At 44.3% G+C, this 16274-nt stretch carries 18 protein-coding genes, 2 pseudogenes and 1 riboswitch; of the genes and pseudogenes, 12 read left to right on the top strand and 8 right to left on the bottom strand.

Annotated elements, in window-relative coordinates:
* Nucleotides 1-11 precede the first annotated feature (11 nt).
* Complete coding sequence (gene czrA / locus AC2CGA_RS01530; protein ID WP_003153803.1) at nt 12-344, top strand: Zn(II)-responsive metalloregulatory transcriptional repressor CzrA; 333 nt, start codon at nt 12-14, stop codon at nt 342-344.
* Between the two features lie 29 nt (nt 345-373).
* Here the strand turns inward: czrA and AC2CGA_RS01535 are convergent, their stop codons facing one another.
* Entirely contained in the window at nt 374-895 is a 522-nt protein-coding gene (locus AC2CGA_RS01535; protein WP_003153804.1) for a CcdC protein domain-containing protein, read from the bottom strand.
* A 224-nt stretch (nt 896-1119) separates the two neighbouring features.
* Between AC2CGA_RS01535 and AC2CGA_RS01540 the strand changes: the two genes are divergently transcribed.
* The 4 genes and pseudogenes from AC2CGA_RS01540 to csaA all read left to right on the top strand — a co-directional run bounded on the left by AC2CGA_RS01540 (nt 1120) and on the right by csaA (nt 3545).
* Nucleotides 1120-1839: an MBL fold metallo-hydrolase gene (locus tag AC2CGA_RS01540; RefSeq protein WP_024085465.1), complete on the top strand. Its 720-nt coding sequence runs from the start codon at nt 1120-1122 to the stop codon at nt 1837-1839.
* Entirely contained in the window at nt 1839-2399 is a 561-nt protein-coding gene (locus AC2CGA_RS01545) for a TetR/AcrR family transcriptional regulator (RefSeq protein WP_069013334.1), read from the top strand. Before AC2CGA_RS01540 ends, AC2CGA_RS01545 begins: the two co-directional genes overlap by 1 nt.
* 56 nt (nt 2400-2455) lie before the next feature.
* A pseudogene (locus AC2CGA_RS01550) lies at nt 2456-3144 on the top strand (AraC family transcriptional regulator).
* A 68-nt stretch (nt 3145-3212) separates the two neighbouring features.
* Nucleotides 3213-3545, top strand: a complete 333-nt coding sequence (gene csaA, locus AC2CGA_RS01555; protein WP_003153809.1) for a chaperone CsaA — start codon at nt 3213-3215, stop codon at nt 3543-3545.
* A 598-nt stretch (nt 3546-4143) separates the two neighbouring features.
* Here the strand turns inward: csaA and AC2CGA_RS01560 are convergent.
* On the bottom strand, nt 4144-4500 hold the full coding sequence (locus tag AC2CGA_RS01560; protein ID WP_044053329.1) for a winged helix-turn-helix transcriptional regulator: 357 nt from the start codon (nt 4498-4500) through the stop codon (nt 4144-4146).
* Between the two features lie 168 nt (nt 4501-4668).
* Here AC2CGA_RS01560 and AC2CGA_RS01565 point away from each other — a divergent pair, with 168 nt between their 5' ends.
* Complete coding sequence (locus AC2CGA_RS01565) at nt 4669-5415, top strand: SDR family NAD(P)-dependent oxidoreductase (protein ID WP_060387001.1); 747 nt, start codon at nt 4669-4671, stop codon at nt 5413-5415.
* A gap of 375 nt (nt 5416-5790) precedes the next feature.
* On the opposite strand, the gene AC2CGA_RS01570 is transcribed toward AC2CGA_RS01565, so the two are convergent.
* Together AC2CGA_RS01570 and AC2CGA_RS01575 are read right to left on the bottom strand one after the other, a co-directional pair.
* Nucleotides 5791-6072: a hypothetical protein gene (locus AC2CGA_RS01570; RefSeq protein ID WP_043867200.1), complete on the bottom strand. Its 282-nt coding sequence runs from the start codon at nt 6070-6072 to the stop codon at nt 5791-5793.
* On the bottom strand, nt 6065-6643 hold the full coding sequence (locus tag AC2CGA_RS01575; RefSeq protein ID WP_014305183.1) for a MarR family winged helix-turn-helix transcriptional regulator: 579 nt from the start codon (nt 6641-6643) through the stop codon (nt 6065-6067). The genes AC2CGA_RS01570 and AC2CGA_RS01575 overlap by 8 nt, the downstream gene beginning before the upstream one ends.
* 197 nt (nt 6644-6840) lie before the next feature.
* On the opposite strand from AC2CGA_RS01575, the gene AC2CGA_RS01580 reads away from it, so the two are divergent.
* Entirely contained in the window at nt 6841-7065 is a 225-nt protein-coding gene (locus AC2CGA_RS01580) for a hypothetical protein (protein WP_139885613.1), read from the top strand.
* Between the two features lie 43 nt (nt 7066-7108).
* Here the strand turns inward: AC2CGA_RS01580 and AC2CGA_RS01585 are convergent.
* Nucleotides 7109-7247: pseudogene (locus AC2CGA_RS01585) on the bottom strand (hypothetical protein).
* Nucleotides 7248-7368: 121 nt separating this feature from the next.
* Nucleotides 7369-9432 carry a molybdopterin oxidoreductase family protein gene (locus tag AC2CGA_RS01590; protein WP_139885606.1) on the bottom strand — a complete coding sequence of 688 codons (2064 nt, stop codon included), beginning with the start codon at nt 9430-9432 and terminating at the stop codon, nt 7369-7371.
* A gap of 146 nt (nt 9433-9578) precedes the next feature.
* Nucleotides 9579-9671, top strand: a riboswitch (SAM riboswitch).
* 121 nt (nt 9672-9792) lie between these two features.
* Between AC2CGA_RS01590 and AC2CGA_RS01595 the strand changes: the two genes are divergently transcribed.
* Genes AC2CGA_RS01595 through AC2CGA_RS01605 form a run of 3 tightly spaced genes read left to right on the top strand, consistent with a single transcriptional unit; the run spans nt 9793 to nt 13563 of the window.
* Nucleotides 9793-10809 carry a 2-hydroxyacid dehydrogenase gene (locus AC2CGA_RS01595; protein ID WP_003153821.1) on the top strand — a complete coding sequence of 339 codons (1017 nt, stop codon included), beginning with the start codon at nt 9793-9795 and terminating at the stop codon, nt 10807-10809.
* Nucleotides 10802-12268, top strand: coding sequence for an FGGY-family carbohydrate kinase (locus AC2CGA_RS01600; RefSeq protein ID WP_003153822.1), 1467 nt, complete (start codon nt 10802-10804; stop codon nt 12266-12268). Before AC2CGA_RS01595 ends, AC2CGA_RS01600 begins: the two co-directional genes overlap by 8 nt.
* A 47-nt stretch (nt 12269-12315) precedes the next feature.
* Nucleotides 12316-13563: an RbtT/DalT/CsbX family MFS transporter gene (locus AC2CGA_RS01605; RefSeq protein ID WP_003153823.1), complete on the top strand. Its 1248-nt coding sequence runs from the start codon at nt 12316-12318 to the stop codon at nt 13561-13563.
* A 31-nt stretch (nt 13564-13594) separates the two neighbouring features.
* Here the strand turns inward: AC2CGA_RS01605 and AC2CGA_RS01610 are convergent, their stop codons facing one another.
* Both AC2CGA_RS01610 and AC2CGA_RS01615 read right to left on the bottom strand, forming a co-directional pair.
* Nucleotides 13595-14356 carry a hypothetical protein gene (locus AC2CGA_RS01610; protein WP_003153824.1) on the bottom strand — a complete coding sequence of 254 codons (762 nt, stop codon included), beginning with the start codon at nt 14354-14356 and terminating at the stop codon, nt 13595-13597.
* 65 nt (nt 14357-14421) lie between these two features.
* Entirely contained in the window at nt 14422-14727 is a 306-nt protein-coding gene (locus AC2CGA_RS01615; protein WP_003153826.1) for a DUF948 domain-containing protein, read from the bottom strand.
* Between the two features lie 129 nt (nt 14728-14856).
* On the opposite strand from AC2CGA_RS01615, the gene AC2CGA_RS01620 reads away from it, so the two are divergent.
* Together AC2CGA_RS01620 and rtp are read left to right on the top strand one after the other, a co-directional pair.
* Nucleotides 14857-15573 (top strand): 3-ketoacyl-ACP reductase, encoded by a 717-nt coding sequence (locus AC2CGA_RS01620; protein WP_003153828.1) that lies wholly within the window; start codon nt 14857-14859, stop codon nt 15571-15573.
* A gap of 285 nt (nt 15574-15858) precedes the next feature.
* Entirely contained in the window at nt 15859-16227 is a 369-nt protein-coding gene (gene rtp, locus AC2CGA_RS01625; RefSeq protein ID WP_003153833.1) for a replication termination protein, read from the top strand.
* Nucleotides 16228-16274: the final 47 nt, after the last annotated feature.

Genomic DNA, 16274 nt, shown 5'->3' on the forward strand with positions numbered 1-16274 from the left:
GGGTGAGGTATATGACTGAATTTCACGAATCCGGAAAGACGAATGACCCCGCTGTCGATTTAGATGAGGAAACTTTATTTTTGGTTGCCCAGACTTTTAAGGCGCTGTCTGATCCGACCAGAATCAGAATTCTCCATTTGCTGTCACAGGGTGAACACGCGGTAAATGATATCGCAGAAAAGCTGAATTTGCTGCAGTCTACCGTTTCTCATCAGCTGCGTTTTCTTAAAAATCTGCGCCTCGTCAAATCACGCAGAGAAGGAACATCCATCTATTATTCTCCTGAGGATGAACATGTGTTAGATGTGCTTCAGCAAATGATTCACCATACGCGGCACGATTAAAAAACATCCCTGCTTTTTAGACAGGGATGTCAGCCGTACTGACTGTTATTGGTTTGGTCTCTGCTCGTTTTTAAAACATAAAAAGAGAAGCCGCTGTAATAAACTGCGATGAAATAAAAGATACTGATGGTCAGCGGATCGGCCCCGACCGTTTGGCTGTATGCCTCCGGATGGGTAAAGTCCGCTGTGACCCGGTAAATTTCAATAACGCGATAAACAAATCTCGATAGGAAAAATGTTAATAGAATAAGTTCAATCCACAGGTGAGTGCGAAAATACATTTTTCCGCGGCGTTCTTCAAAAGAAATATTCCGTTTGGCAAACAGGACCAGAAGCCAGCCGCAAAAAGTGCCGAATATAAGATGGCCGTATAAAGCCGGGTGTGTGATGCTGAAAAACGCCAGAGCTGCGGCCAGCAATGAAAACAAAATCATTCTTGTATAAAGCCAGCGGGGTTTCAAAGGCTGAAAGCCGACGGACCGTTTCACCTTTTTATACAGAAAAAAGGCAATCATTAAGACAGGGCAGATGCTTTGAAGTGTGATATGCATGGTGTGAAACTCCCCCTCCGTTGAGTAGTGTATGCTTATCCGGCTGGTTTTAGTAGTCTGATTTATTCGCAGGCTGAAAGCATCTTTTATCACAGTATGCGCGTTTCTTTTTTTTGCATAAGAGAAGCGCCCGCGCCTTTTTCAGGATTTAAACAGAAAACTCTTGATAAACTAACGGTATTAGTTATAATAAAACTAACGATATTAGTTTTAGGGGGATGTTGATGAGAATCTTACAATACGGAAGGGTTTGGCAGCTGACTTTTTTTCCAGCGCTTTTCCCGGTGAATTGTTATTTGGTCGAAGAAGAAGTAGGAGTAACCCTGATTGACGCCGGACTGCCTAACAGTCATAAAGGAATCAAACAAGCATTGCGGCAGCTTGGGAAGCCGCTGAATGACATATTACTCACCCACGCGCACGGGGATCACATCGGTTCGCTTGACTCATTAGCTGCGGAATTTCCGGATGCCTCCGTCTGTATTTCTGAGCGGGATTCTTTCTTGCTGAAAGGTGACACTTCATTATTTGAGCATGAAGCACAAACGCCGATAAAGGGGGGAGTGCCGAAAAATGTTCAGACCGAACCTGATCGCCTGCTGAAAGGCGGCGAGCAGATCGGATCTTTACTTGTCATTCCCGCTCCCGGTCATACGCCGGGAAGCCTCGCTTTTAAAGATATGAGAAATGATATGCTGATCGTCGGAGATGCCTTTCAAGTACGGGGCGGCCTTGCTGTTTCAGGGAAGCTGAAATGGAAATTTCCGTTTCCGGCTTTTGCTACGTGGAATAAAGAAGAAGCTGTAAAAACAGCAAGAACGCTTATCGCTCATCAACCAAGCAGTCTGGCCGCCGGACATGGAAATGTTCTCTGCAATCCCGTTGAAATGATGGCTGAGGCTGCTGAGGAAGCGGAACGAAGCCTGCCGGGAGGCCGATCATAATGTCACCGAGAGTCGGATTGAGCCTTGACATGATATTGAGAGCCGCAGCAGGCATCGCTGACGAAAAAGGGCTGAACGAAGTGACGCTTGCGGCCGTTGCAAAGTCCTTAAACGTAAAACCGCCTTCCCTTTACAATTTTGTCAATGGCCTTCAAGGAATTAAAACAGAGCTCGCTGTCTCCGGTTTAACTATGTTATTTGAAAAAATGGCGGCCTCTGCAGAAGGACTGACGGGTGAAACGGCTTTGCTCGCTCTTGCCGATGCCTATATCAATTTCGCCGAAGCCAATCCCGGATTATATGACGCAACATTTCAAAAGATAAAAGACGGCCGGATTGAGAATCTGTCAAGCCTGCTTGTAGAGCTTGTTGTCAGGCAGCTGACAGCTAACGGTTATGCACAGTCTGACACTGCGATTCATGCTGCGAGAGGACTGAGGAGCCTTCTTCACGGCTTTGCCGTGTTGAGAAAACAGAGTGCATTTGAATTAACCGAATCAATTAAGGAAAGCCGGAAGTTTGCAGTTGTTGCTTTCCTAAGAGGTTTACAGGGTAGGTAACAATAATATTATTATGTAAACTAAATAAAAAAACGCATCAGTAAAAGGAGGGACAAATGGATTCATTACAACATATCATTTGTGAGCGGCGCACCTATTCACATATTTTTGATTCTCATGCACACACATACTGCCAAATGCTCTTTCCGCTCGAAGGACAGCTGGACTTGGAGACAGAAAGACGTGAAATCAGATTAAAACCTGATCAAATGCTGTATATTCCGCCCGGGCATGAACATCGGTTCCGTTCTTTGGAGCGAAACGAATGTCTCGTTCTCGACATACCGGCATATTTTTTCAAAGGTTCATTTGATCCCGGCGTTCTGAATAAGCTTGATTCTTTTTGGACATCGATTCGGTTTCTGCTGACAGAAGAGACTAAGCAGCAGTCGGCTCATTCATTGCTGAAAAGATACAAGAAAACCGTACGAATGATTCAATTGCGTATATCCGCCGAAATCTCTCAAAGACTTTTTCAATTAAAGAGCTTGCCGCAATGGAACATTACCATCCGGCGTATTATTCCGACTGGTTTAAAAAGCAGACGGGGAAAAGCCCGCAAGCTTATATTGCTGAGCTCCGTATGAAGAAAGCGGAACAAATGCTTATTGAAACAAAATGCCGGCTGACAGACATCAGTCAGGAGGTCGGCTTTCAAAATTTGTCTTCCTTTACCAGATGGTTTGTCAGACATAAGGGAATAACGCCGCGCGTCTTCCGAAACACCTTTCAATCTGATAAATAATCCTGAAAATCAGTTAAATAAACTGCGTCTTTTTTTGGTATCATGATTGTAAAAAAGGAGTTTTTGATATGGCAGTCATCGAAGATTTTATCAAGCTCGATCTCAGAATAGGAACGGTCGTAAAAGCGGAAGTATTCCCGGAAGCAAAGGTGCCGGCCATTAAGATGACAATAGATTTCGGCGAAGAGATCGGCATGAAACAATCAAGCGCCCAGATTACAAAACGGTACGAACCGGGTGATCTGACGGGCAGGCAGGTTACCGCTATTGTCAACTTTCCGCCGCGGCGGATCGCCGGATTTAAGTCAGAAGTTCTCGTTCTTGGCGGCATCCCGGAAAAAGGAGATGTTGTCCTGCTTACGCCAGAGCAGTCAGTACCGAACGGAACGAAAATCGGATAATAAAAAAAGACGTTTGCAGAAGCAAACGTCTTTTGCGTATTGAGGCGATACACCACACGCCACATTCGTGTGTGCCGCAAGGGCATGTGCATCGGCTTACACAATTCAGCTCATCGCTATATGAATATAGCATGGCGGGTGTGGAAATGCAAGAGATTTTTTAATATATGTTATATCTGGCTTTGTTTTGCCGATCCCCGATTCCTTCGTGTAAGGTTTCGTTTGAAATTTTATGATCTTGAATAAAGCAGTTTGACAAATGCAAGAGGGAATTTGAGCAAGTTGTGACCCGAAGTGTGACCTGGAATTAAAATCCGGGTCTTTTTGTGTAAAAAATGCATGCGAAGAGACCATATAGGCATTAAATGTTATTACTGATGTCTTCATTTATCTTTTTGCTAAGTTTCTGAACCTTCTCTTTAACATTTGAAACAGCTCTTTTTTGATTTCATCAAAGTTCTCCTGAATATAGTCCATGACACTTCTTATTATAACTTCACTTTCAAAATTGAATATCTCATTTATTTCTGGCTGTTCTTTATCTGTCAGGTGATGGTATTGAAGTTGTTTAGCATTTACTTCAGCAGCTGCATCAATCCTAACTTAGTTGTTCTGGCTGTACAATTTCATATTCACCTTCTGCATACTTTTGCTCCGCATAATGGCCTCCCCATTGACAGAGCTCCTGCAAGATAGGTTTAAGAGATTCTCCAAGTTCAGTGGATGAATATTCAACCTTCGGCGGTACTTGGTTATACATCTTTCTGCTCACAAGTCCACTGGCTTCAAGCTCTCTAAGTGTTTGAATCAGCATTTTCTGAGTAATATTTGGGATAATGCGGTTTAATTCACTCGTTCTCTTTGGTCCATTCATTAAAAAGTATAATACAAGGCCTTTCCATTTTCCGCCAATCACTTCCTTTGTCACTTCAAACCCACAGCTGAATTTTTTCATGTCTAAAGCTCTCCATTCCACATTTATTACTTTTTAGTTACTATATCACAAAAAAGTAGGTACTTCCGATAATGTGCTTACTGAAGGATACTATTACTTGTAAGTTGTTCTTCAAGTACTTAAAGGTACTAGACATAAAATAATATTAATTCTAAAGGAGTGTTAAGTATGGGTGAATTTGAAGGTAAAGTAGCGCTTGTAACGGGTGGAACAAGTGGGATTGGTCTTGCTGCAGCACAAAAATTTGTAAACGAAGGTGCATATGTTTATATCACGGGACGTAGACAAAACGAACTTGATAAAGCTGTTAACCAAATTGGCAAGAACGTAACCTGTGTTCAAGGTGATATTTCTAAGCTTGAAGACTTAGACAAACTATATGACATGATAAAGCAGGAAAAAGGTAAGTTGGACATCCTTTTTGCTAATGCAGGCATCGGCAGCTTCCTTCCATTAGGTGAAATTACTGAAGAGCAGGTTGATAGAACGTTCGGCATTAACGTGAAAGGAACCATTTTTACTGTTCAAAAAGCGCTATCACTATTCCCGGACAAAGTAGGTTCTATTATTGTAACGGGCTCTACTGCTGGATCAATTGGCAACCCAGCATTTAGTGTATATGGAGCATCTAAAGCAGCATTAAGAGCACTGGTTCGCAACTGGATTCTTGACCTAAAAGGTACTGAAATCCGTGTAAATGTGGTAAGTCCAGGAGTGATTCTTACACCTGCATACGATGAGCTTTTTGGTGATGCACTTGAAGGAGCGATGGAAAATGCCAGAAATACTGTTCCAGCTGGAAAAGTTGGGACACCTGAAGAAGTAGCTAACGCTGTATCTTTCCTTGCTTCAGACGAAAGCAGTTACTTGACGGGTATTGAATTGTTCGTAGATGGCGGGCTAGCACAGGTATAATTTCACTGCGCAGAGGTTACAAATCTTACCCAAAAAAGGTTAATGGGGATTTACTTGAAGAAGCCGTATAGACAGGGAATTCGACTTTTTTATGTTTGAATTTGATTAACGTTGTAAATTCGCATTTTCCTGGGGCTGCCACTAAATGACCTGTAAAAAAGATTACTTTGTGAATAAATGTACTTAAAGTAACGGAAAGGAGAATGTCCAGTTGTTATTTGGAGTGAATTCGGTGGCTATAAAGAACTTAATTCTGCCCATTTTATAAAGTTCTTTTATGAAAGACTTCATGAGATGAAAGAAAATCGGGAAGAAGATGAAGACTAAGACGATTAATAAAAGAAAGCTCTCTTTTAGAGAGCTTTTTTCAGATTTTCAATTTTTAACAGGCTTTATAATGAGCAAACAGGCATTACTCAAAATACTCGCCGCGCCTATCCAAAGCAGCCATTGTGTTGCGGTCAGCCATGAGGCAGTTAGGATAAAGAGTCCAATGGCAATTGATATATAATTGCCGGCTCGGTCCAGTTTACGATTGCAATGAAGTTTATATTTAGCATGAGAAATAAATTGATCAATTTTATCTTTCAGCTCATAGCATTTTTCCTTCATCTTATCCTCAGTTTCTTTTACTTTTCGATAAAGCATATTATTCATCGTTTGCACTCCCATATCGCCGTTTTGAAAATTCAGCCATGATTTTTTCTTCATAGTCATCTGAGATGGATTGTGCCTGGTCTTCAACTTTCAAATGTGCTTTTTCTTCAAAACCGTCCTGTTCTTCACCATCAAAACGATAAAGTTTTTGCAATAGCCTCCAGAATGTTTCAACTTCTTCAGTTGTGAACTCATGAAACATATCCGCTAAAAAATAGGTGGATCTTTCTGAACAGGAAATTAACGCTTTTTTTCCTTCAGGGGTAATCTCAATATTGATTGCACGTTTATCCAGTTTGCTTGGCACAGTGTGAACATATCCTTTTTTCGAGAGACTTGAAATTAATTTGTTAGCGGTTTGTTTTGTTGTGCCCAGCTTTTTAGCGATATTCATAAGTGTGGTATCTTCCGTCGGTAAATGGGCAATAGCAATAAGAGTCATGTGCTGTCGGGAAGTCAACATTTCTAAGTATTCGTCCCCCCGAGTCTGCACCTTATTGACAACCGAAAATAATGATGCGTAACTTTGTTGCATAAAATGCAGTTCCTTCATTAGTAATTTAATATCCATAAGTTATCTCCCATCTAAATTGTCACCATGTTGACAATTACAATATACATCACAAAGGGAAATAAGTCAACATGGTGACTAATAGGCGGGTACGGCTGTTTTCAAAAATGCCACAGACAGTCGGAGTGTTTACAGAAGGGGAAAAAAGTATAATAAATGCGAAAAGGGCATTAATCTAAAGTGGGAAGGTGTTTGACATTCAGAAAGTGAACTGGTCAGAACGGTATGAATGGTTCAATAAACAAGATGAAAAAGATGGGCGTTTAATGGCGTTCCTTCGTCATGAGCTTACATATGAGGAAGTCATACGGTTATATAAGAAAGGGTTTTATTTGAAATCAAAAGAAGGGGATGTTTCGTTACGTAAGAACGATATCCGTCGTATGTTTGGGGTTGAAGAGAGGCAGGGGGGCAAACCTTAATGAACGGGAAGAGAAAAACTCTTCCCGCTTTTCATGGCAGCTGTTATTCTTTTTCCAGCATGGAAGTCAGCCATTCTCTTAATGCCGGTTTCTGCACATACCGCTTTCCGTTTCTCGTGATATGCGGAATGTCAGATGTTCATGAGGATCAGGTGAGTTAAAGTTTTCAATCCGTCTCCGATGAAATATCCGGCTAAAGCGATTCCGATGCCGGTAATATATCCAAACCTCCAATAAACGTTATCATTTTTTATACGGTGAAGCCGGCCGGAGGATTCAGCCTTCAGCAAAACCGCCGTGCGTTTATTGCGGACGGTTTTGATTGCTGAGCTTTTCCACCTGCACCTTTCCGGAGAAGAAAACAGCGCCTCCGCCCATATCCGCCAGCCGATCGGGCGTGAGCGAATTGACGAGCTGTTTTTTATCATCCATATCGGCCCAAAGACCTTGGCTCACCGCAACGCCGGGAAGCACCTGTTCGCCGACCGAAACTGTCAATTCGCACTCACCGCGGTGATTCCAAACTCTAACGGTTTCTCCGTCTTCTATGTTCCGGCGTACAGCATCTTCTGTATGAATGAAAAGCTTTGGCGCTTTTTCCAGTTTTACGTGTTTTTCGTTATTTGAAAATGTCGAATTCAAAAAATTATGATTCGGTCCCGGGACAAATAAAAGCGGAAAATCGTCATCGCTCTCAAGAGGGATGTGTGTCGGCAGCGCCGGATAACCGTCCTGTTTCATCTTTTCCGAATATAATTCAATTCTTCCGCTCGGTGTCTTGAGCTTTCCCGGAAAAAGCGGTTTTTTCCGTTTGGCTTTCATGAAGGAATGGCGTGAGAGCGCTTCGTAATCAATATCCTCGATATACGGATTGTCGGGAAAGTCCAGCGCCTGTCTGATTAATTCTTCATCAGAATCCTGAAGCTCCTGCTCGGTAAATCCCATTGCTCCGGCAAGCAGACGGAACACTTCCGTATTCGATTTGCTGTCCCCGTAGGGTTCGATCACTGGTTTTTGCAGCTGAATAAAATGATGCCAGTAAGACGTGTAAAAATCCGTGTTTTCAAATGCGGATGCAGCGGGGAGCACGATATCCGCATATTTGGCGGTTTCCGTTAAAAACAGATCGTGAACGACTGTAAATAAATCCTCCCGCAGCAGGCCTTTTCTGACTTTATTCGCTTCCGGCGCCACCACTGCGGGATTCGTACCGTAAATAAACAGGGAGCGCACGGGCGGTTTTGTTTCTAAAAGAACGCTTCCGAGCCTGTTCATATTAAATGATCGCGGCTTCCGGCCGTAAAGCAGATCAGGCCGCTGGAGCGCTTGTCTGTTATAGTTTAATACCGCGCTGTTGTGCTTGATTGCGCCTCCTCCGGTGTTGAGCCACTGCCCTGTAACAGCCGGAAGGCAGGAGACGGTGCGGACGATCATTCCGCCATTGTCATGGTGCTGAATGCCGTTTCCGATCCTGATAAGGGAAGGGGAGGTTTCTCCGTACATTCTCGCAAGGCGTCTGATATCGTCGGCTTTAACGCCTGTAATAGCAGAAACCGTTTCCGGATCATAGTGTTTGACATGCGCTTTTAATTCGTCACTGCCTTCGGTGTATTCTGTGAGAAATGCTTCATTGTGAAGGTTCTCAGCGAATAAGATATGCATGATACCGAGGGCGAGTGCGGCATCTGTGCCGGGACGAATGGGAATAAACCAATCAGCAAGCCGGCCGGTTTGGTTCTTATGTACATCGATAACGACAATTTTAGCCCCTTTTTTCCGGGCTTTTTGAGCAATCATGACTTGGTGCATATTCGTGCTGACGGCATTGATTCCCCAAAAAATAAAGAGCTTAGCATGTATGGTCTCCTCCGGATCAGTACCCGCTCCTTCTCCCATTGTATAGTTATAGCCTTCAGAACCGGCTTTGCTGCAGATCGTCCGTTCGAGATGACTCGCTCCGAGACGATGGAAAAAACGGCGGTCCATTCCCTCTGCCGCCAGTTTTCCCATATTGCCGTAAAAGCTGTACGGAAGAATGCTTTCCGCTCCTTCTTCGGAAATAAGCTCTTTCCAGCGCGAACTGATTGTATTGATTGCTTCCTCCCAGGAAATAGGCGCAAACGCGGCTTCACCTTTTTTACCGATCCTTTTTAACGGAACGGTTACGCGCTTCTCATCATAAATACGCTCAGCCATGTGTCTGACTTTGTTGCAAATATTCCCTGATGTGACCGGGTGATCGGGGTCTCCCTGAATGTTAACGATTTTTCCGTCTTTTTTTGTCACAAGCAAGCCGCATTGATCGGGACAGTCTAGTGAGCACACCGACTTAAAGACCCCGTTCGGCTGTGTTGCAGCAGAATTCATAGCCCATTTCTCCTCTTTGTTTATATTGTAAGCATTATAACATTTCAAAATCGAACGTCAATTCAGAAAAAAGTGTTGACATTACGGAAAGACTTTTCTATGATGAGTTTATTCTTTTAAACAGCCTGACAATTTCATCATTTTATTTTCTATCCAGAGAGGTGGAGGGACTGGCCCTATGAAACCTCGGCAACATTTATTGTGCCAATTCCAGCAAGCGTATGCTTGAAAGATAGGAAAGAATGGTCTATACATATTTGTGCGCTTCAAGCGGATAAAGACGGTATATGAATCTCTTTCCTTCTTTGAGGAAAGAGATTTTTTTATGAAAAAATTTATGTGAAAAGGATGTTTTGCACCATGACGGTTTTAATTACCGCGCCATATCACGACGAGGGGCTGAAGGAGCTGGCTGAGCTGTTCGGCCGGACTGTGCACCGGCCGTGGAAGAAGCACGGCCGGGCCTATCGGGAAGATGAATTGATCCGGATGATTCATGAGACAAACGCGTCGGGGCTTATAACCGAACTTGATGAGGTGTCTCAGCGTGTTATTGACATATTGCCGGATTCCGCTTTTATCGGTGTCTGCAGAGGAATGCCGTCTAATGTGGATATTGCGGCGGCGACTAAAAGAAAAATCCCCGTTTTCTTTACACCGGCCCGCAATGCCCAGGCCGTTGCTGAAATGTTTATCGGAAATGTGATTTCATTTTTGCGTCATACGTATTCTTCCCATCAGTGGCTGAAGGACGGAAAGTGGAATGGTGATTATTTGCAGGCTTACGTCAAATTCAGAGGAAATGAGCTGACGGGGAAAACAGTCGGCCTTATCGGTTTCGGAGCTGTCGGACAGAGAATCGCCAGGCTATTGGCCGCTTTTGACTGCAAGGTGCTTTACTATGATCCATTTGTCCGTCATGAAAACCGGGAGTATGAAAAAACGACGATTGAACAGGTATTTTCTGAAAGTGATATTGTTTCCGTTCACTTGCCGCGCACAGAAGAAACCATCGGCCTTATCGGCGCCCGGCACTTTCAATTGATGAAACAGGAAGCTGTTTTTGTCAATACGTCAAGAGCGGCGGTTACAGACAGGGAAGAGCTGCTGCGGGTGCTGAAAGAACGGCGGATTAAGGGAGCGATCCTTGACGTGTTTTATCACGAACCGCCTGAATCTTCTGATTATGAATTGATCTCTTTGCCGAATGTGTTCGCGACTCCCCATTTAGCGGGCGCAACATTTGAAGTGGAAGATCATCATGTGAAGATTTTAAATGAAGCGCTTTTCAAATGGAAACAAGATCAAACCTGCTCAATACGTGAACTTTATAACAAAAGAGAACTTGAAACGGAAGCAGGAGGCTGTAATGGCTGAACAAAAAGGCTACCTTGTATTTGACATCGGGACTGGGAATGCGCGAGTCGCGGTCGTGACTGCCGGCGGCGAAGTGACCGCGCTTGAAAGGGAAGACATTGAATATGTGACGGATCCGCTTTATCCGGACGGACGATATTTCTCACCGGAAGGGTTATGGACGCAAATCAGCGCTATGGCAAGAAAGGCTATTGCCAAGAGCCCTCATATTACATTAATCGGAATCACCTCAACAAGCCAGAGGCAGGGAATCGTTTTGATCAATAAAGATAAAAAGGCATTTCTCGGTCTGCCCAACATTGATAACAGAGGGCGTGAATGGGAAGGCGGGATTGAGGCAGAAGAAGAAGTGCATCAGCAAACCGGACGTCTACCGAGCGCTTTATTTTCCGCCATGAAACTTGTCGGATTAAAAGCCAGACAGCCGTCTTTATGGAAAGAAGTGAAGTGTATCACAAGCATCAGTGACTGGGTGACATTTGAGCTGAGCGGAATTTTAAGCTATGAACCGTCACAGGCTGCTGAAACACTGCTGTTTGACGTAAGGAAAAAGGCGTGGTCAGAGAAATTATGCAACATCTTCGGTGTGCCTTCTGCCATTCTTCCTTCACTCGTCCGATCTGGGACGGTTGTCGGAATGTTAACGTTTAAGAAAGCGGCGGTGCTCGGTCTTTCTGAAAGAGTGCCTGTGATTGCAGGCGGGGGAGACACACAGCTTGCCATCAAAAGTGCAGATGCAAAGCCGGGAGATATCGTCATCGTATCCGGCACGACGACGCCGATTACAAAGATAACAGCGGAGACCGGAACCGAAAGTTTAGAGAATGCATGGCTGAATTGCCATACAGAAGAAGGTGAATGGCTTCTAGAAACGAATCCGGGTGTAACAGGACTCAATTATCAAAAATTAAAATCCATTTTTTATCCGAATGAATCCTACAGCGTCATGGAACGGGAAATCGCAAGTCTGCCGAAACATGATCATGCCTGTATATCTGCGTTAGGCTCCTATTTATCTCCTGAGAAAAACGCACTGGCAAAAGGCGGATTTATTTTTGACGCTCCGCTGTCCCAAAACTTAAGCAGAGCCCATTTTGTCAAAGCCGCACTGCTGGAAATCGCTTTTTCAATCAAATGGAACTATGAGGCGTTAACAGAGGCGGCTTCCTTTTCACAAGATTATGTGAAGGTGTGCGGCGGCGGTTTCCAAAGTGATGCTTTGACGCAGTTTCTTGCTAACCTTCTTCAAAAGAAAATCTATAAGAGAGAGGGGTTCAGCCAGGCATCCGCAATGGGAGCGGTGATGATTTGCAACGAAGCTCTCGGTGTGAAAGCAGAGCTTTCGACCTGCACAAAGGTAATTGAGCCGGAAGCGGATCAGACGGATCTCTTCCTATATGAAGAATGGAAACATACCCAAAAATTATTTACTCATTTTCAGCCGGCGGTGAAAGGCTGACTTGGGGATGAGATGACAACATGAAAGATTGCTGAGGAGGAACAAAAATGCTTAATAAAATAGGAATTCCGAAACAGCTCGCCTGGGGATTTTTAGGGGTCGTGCTGTTTATGATGGGAGACGGCCTTGAACAAGGCTGGCTCAGCCCGTTTTTAGTTGAAAACGGCTTGACGGTACAGCAATCAGCATCCCTGTTTACGGTTTACGGTATTTCTCTTGCTGTGGCGTCGTGGTTTTCAGGGGTCTGCCTCGAAGCCTTCGGCGCAAAGCGGACGATGTTTATGGGGCTGTTGTTTTACGTCATCGGAACAGCCGCGTTTATCGCATACGGATTTGAGAATCTTAATTTGCCGGTGATGTATGTCACGTATTTTATTAAAGGGCTGGGTTACCCGCTGTTTGCCTATTCATTTTTGACATGGGTGATTTACCGGTCGCCGAAAAACAGGCTCAGTACGGCGGTCGGCTGGTTCTGGATTGCATATTGCTGCGGGATGTTTGTATTCGGTGCTTGGTATTCAAGCTGGGCCATCAAATCCTTCGGCTATTTGAATACGCTGTGGAGTTCAATTTTCTGGGTATGCCTCGGCGCGTTTTTTGCTTTGATTTTAAATAGGGACCGCTTTGAAAAGAAAAAGGCAGATAAGCGGGAAAAGGCGCAGGAATTAATGAAGGGAATCACCATCCTTGCTGAAAATCCGTGCGTGCTCTCTGGGGGGATCATTCGGATCATTAACAGCATCGGAACATATGGATTTCCGGTATTCCTCCCGATGCATATGGCGCAGCACGGCATTTCTACAAATGTATGGCTGCAAATTTGGGGAACGATTTTTCTCGGAAATATCGTCTTTAACTTAATCTTCGGCGCAGTCGGCGATGCCTTCGGCTGGAAAAAGACTGTCATGTGGTTCGGAGGAGTGGGCTGCGGCATTTTTACTCTTTTATTATATTATGCTCCTGTTGTATCACATGGGAATTTGCTGTTCGTCAGCATTGTCGGTTTTATATGGGGAGGGCTCCTCGCCGGGTTCGTTCCGATCGGGGCTATCGTGCCGACGGCGGCCGGCAGCAATAAAGGTGCTGCCATGTCTGTGTTAAATCTGGCTGCGGGCCTGTCGGCATTTGTCGGCCCCGCGCTTGCCTGGGCGTTCATCGGGCTTGTCGGCGCACAAGGCGTTGTATGGATTTTCGCAGCGCTCTATTTCGTAAGTGCGATCTTGACAAATCAAATCAAAATACCTGAAGAGAAAACGGCAAAACACAATAAAGCATTGCCTGAATACGCTTCTTAACAGCAGCGCCCCGAAAATTCGGGGCGTTTTTTTACGGCTGCTGAAGAAACCCGGCAAACCGCTGAATTTGTTCACGTAACGATTGTTTGTTTTCGTGAAATTGTTTGAAACGATGTCCGTTTGCTCCGGACGGATGCGGGAAGCCTTCCAGAATGACCGCATGGCCCATTCTGCCGTTCTTCTTCAGCGTGCGGCAGGCTGATTCTGCTGCTTTTCCGAGAGGGATAAGCAGAATGTCTTTTTTCATCATTTCTATTTCATCCGGAAAACATGTCAGCGCGTAACGGCTGAGAAGAGCTGATCTGCTGATGGCCGGCCGGTGTCCCGTATAGTTTTTCTGTTTATAAAAAACAGGGTGTTTGATAACGGATGTCGTATGAAGCAGCTCCCTTTTTGAATCAAAAAACCGGGATGAATCCTCAACGTGAAGCGCGGCCGGCAGACCGCATTCATTAAGCATTTCGATGATGTGCTGCCTCATGGAACCGGAAAGTCCGGCCGCTTTTTTTGTCTCATATGCTATCACCTCAAGAGATTCGCCGTTTTTTAAAAGCTGTGCCGCTGCTTTGTACGCCCGCTGCATCTGAAAAAAACCGGGTGTAATTCCGGAGATGACAACCGCAGCATGTGGGTTGATATACTCATTATGAGGCGAATAATACATATCCAGATCTCCGTCCTTGGCTAAATGGAACTCCGGAGTCAGCAAATCCGATTTTGTAAATCCTCCCGAAGATGATAATGCTTTAAGCTGCTGCAAAAAATGCGCAAGCCGCTCACGATCGCAAATCATGTTATGCCTCCTTGAATCCGCCAGTTTCTCTTAGTGTCATCAAAAACGTCGGATGACATGCAGGCTCATAAACCGCTTTTACCGGCGTTCCAGAGCATTTTCAGGACGTGAGGCGTTCCTTTAACTTCGGCTGCCGTCGTTTGCACGGCTGTTTTTTTAGTAAGAAAGTCTTCCTGCAGTTCTTTCTGCTTTTGTGATAACAAACGGGTTTCTGTTTTGATTTCTTCAACAGACGTCTGCATGGACGCTGTCGCGGCGTTAATCTTCTTTATATCAGGCGCTGTGTTTCTTTTAAAATGCACGGCGGATACGGCTGCATAAATTAATGCGGCAGCCGCAACGGCAGCACTGATATACAAAATGATGATCATCTGCTTTTCACTCCTTTTTTTCAGTTGATACCCTTTACCGATCGTGCTGAATCATTTTATTTGCTAATTGTTTTTTTTCTGCTTATAATGTGAAATCGTACATAAGGACATTCAGAAAGGGTGAAAGACATGGAAAGCTTACAAAACAAAACGGCTCTTATCACGGGTGCGGGCAGAGGAATCGGCCGCGCCGCCGCTATCGCTTTAGCCAAAGAAGGAGTCAATATCGGTTTAATCGGCCGTACAGAAGCAAATGTCGAAAAGGTTGCGGAAGAAGTGAAAGCCCTTGGTGTAAAGGCATCATTCGCTGCTGCCGATGTAAAAAACCAAAAAGAGGTTGAACAAGCCGTCTCCTCTATTAAAGAAGAACTCGGTGAGGTTGACATCCTGATTAACAATGCCGGAATCAGCAAATTCGGCGGATTTTTGGATCTTACGCCTCAAGAGTGGGAAGACATCATTCAAGTTAATGTAATGGGTGTATACCACGTGACACGCGCCGTTCTTCCTGAAATGATTGAGAGAAAATCAGGAGATATCATTAATATTTCTTCTACGGCGGGCCAAAGAGGCGCCGCGGCGACAAGTGCGTACAGCGCTTCTAAATTTGCCGTTCTCGGTTTGACCGAATCTCTCATGCAGGAAGTCAGAAAACACAATATCCGTGTCAGCGCAATGACTCCGAGCACGGTTGCAAGCGACATGTCTATTGAATTAAATCTGACAGACGGCAATCCGGAAAAAGTCATGCAGCCTGAGGATCTTGCAGAATATATGGTTGCTCAATTGAAATTACATCCGCGCATTTTCATCAAAACTGCCGGTTTGTGGTCAACTAATCCTTAAACAAAAGGGGACCTGTCTTCGTGACGGGTCTTTTTTTGTTTTCGCAACCGGATTAAATAGGCATAAAGATCCGTTTTTGCAGAAAAAAGAGTGAAAAAGAAACCGATATCAGCTATAATTAAACTAAATGAACTATGTACCAAATGTTCACTAAGGTTATTTTTCCCCGCATCCAAAAAACAAATCAATACAAACCAAACTGTCCGAACAATAAAAGGGAAAACGGGATATAAAGAGAATATTTAGTACATGGAATAATTTGTTAGAAGGAAGGGTGGGCACATATTGAAAGAAGAAAAAAGAAGTTCAACCGGTTTTTTAGTGAAACAAAGAGCCTTTTTAAAGCTTTACATGATTACAATGACAGAGCAGGAACGGCTTTACGGACTGAAGCTTCTCGAGGTGCTGCGTTCGGAATTTAAACCCATCGGTTTTAAGCCGAATCATACCGAGGTGTACCGTTCACTTCACGAACTTTTGGATGACGGGATTTTAAAGCAAGTAAAAGTGAAAAAAGAGGGAGCCAAACTCCAGGAAGTCGTTCTCTATCAATTTAAAGACTATGAAGCTGCGAAGCTTTACAAAAAACAGCTGAAGACAGAGCTTGACCGCTGCAAAAAGCTGATAGAAAAAGCCATTTCAGATAATTTTTAAATCCGGCCGGAACGCACCCGGCCTCCCGGGCTCAAAAGGTTTGTTCT

It is taken from the genome of Bacillus sp. SYZHCR11, from assembly GCF_057196865.1.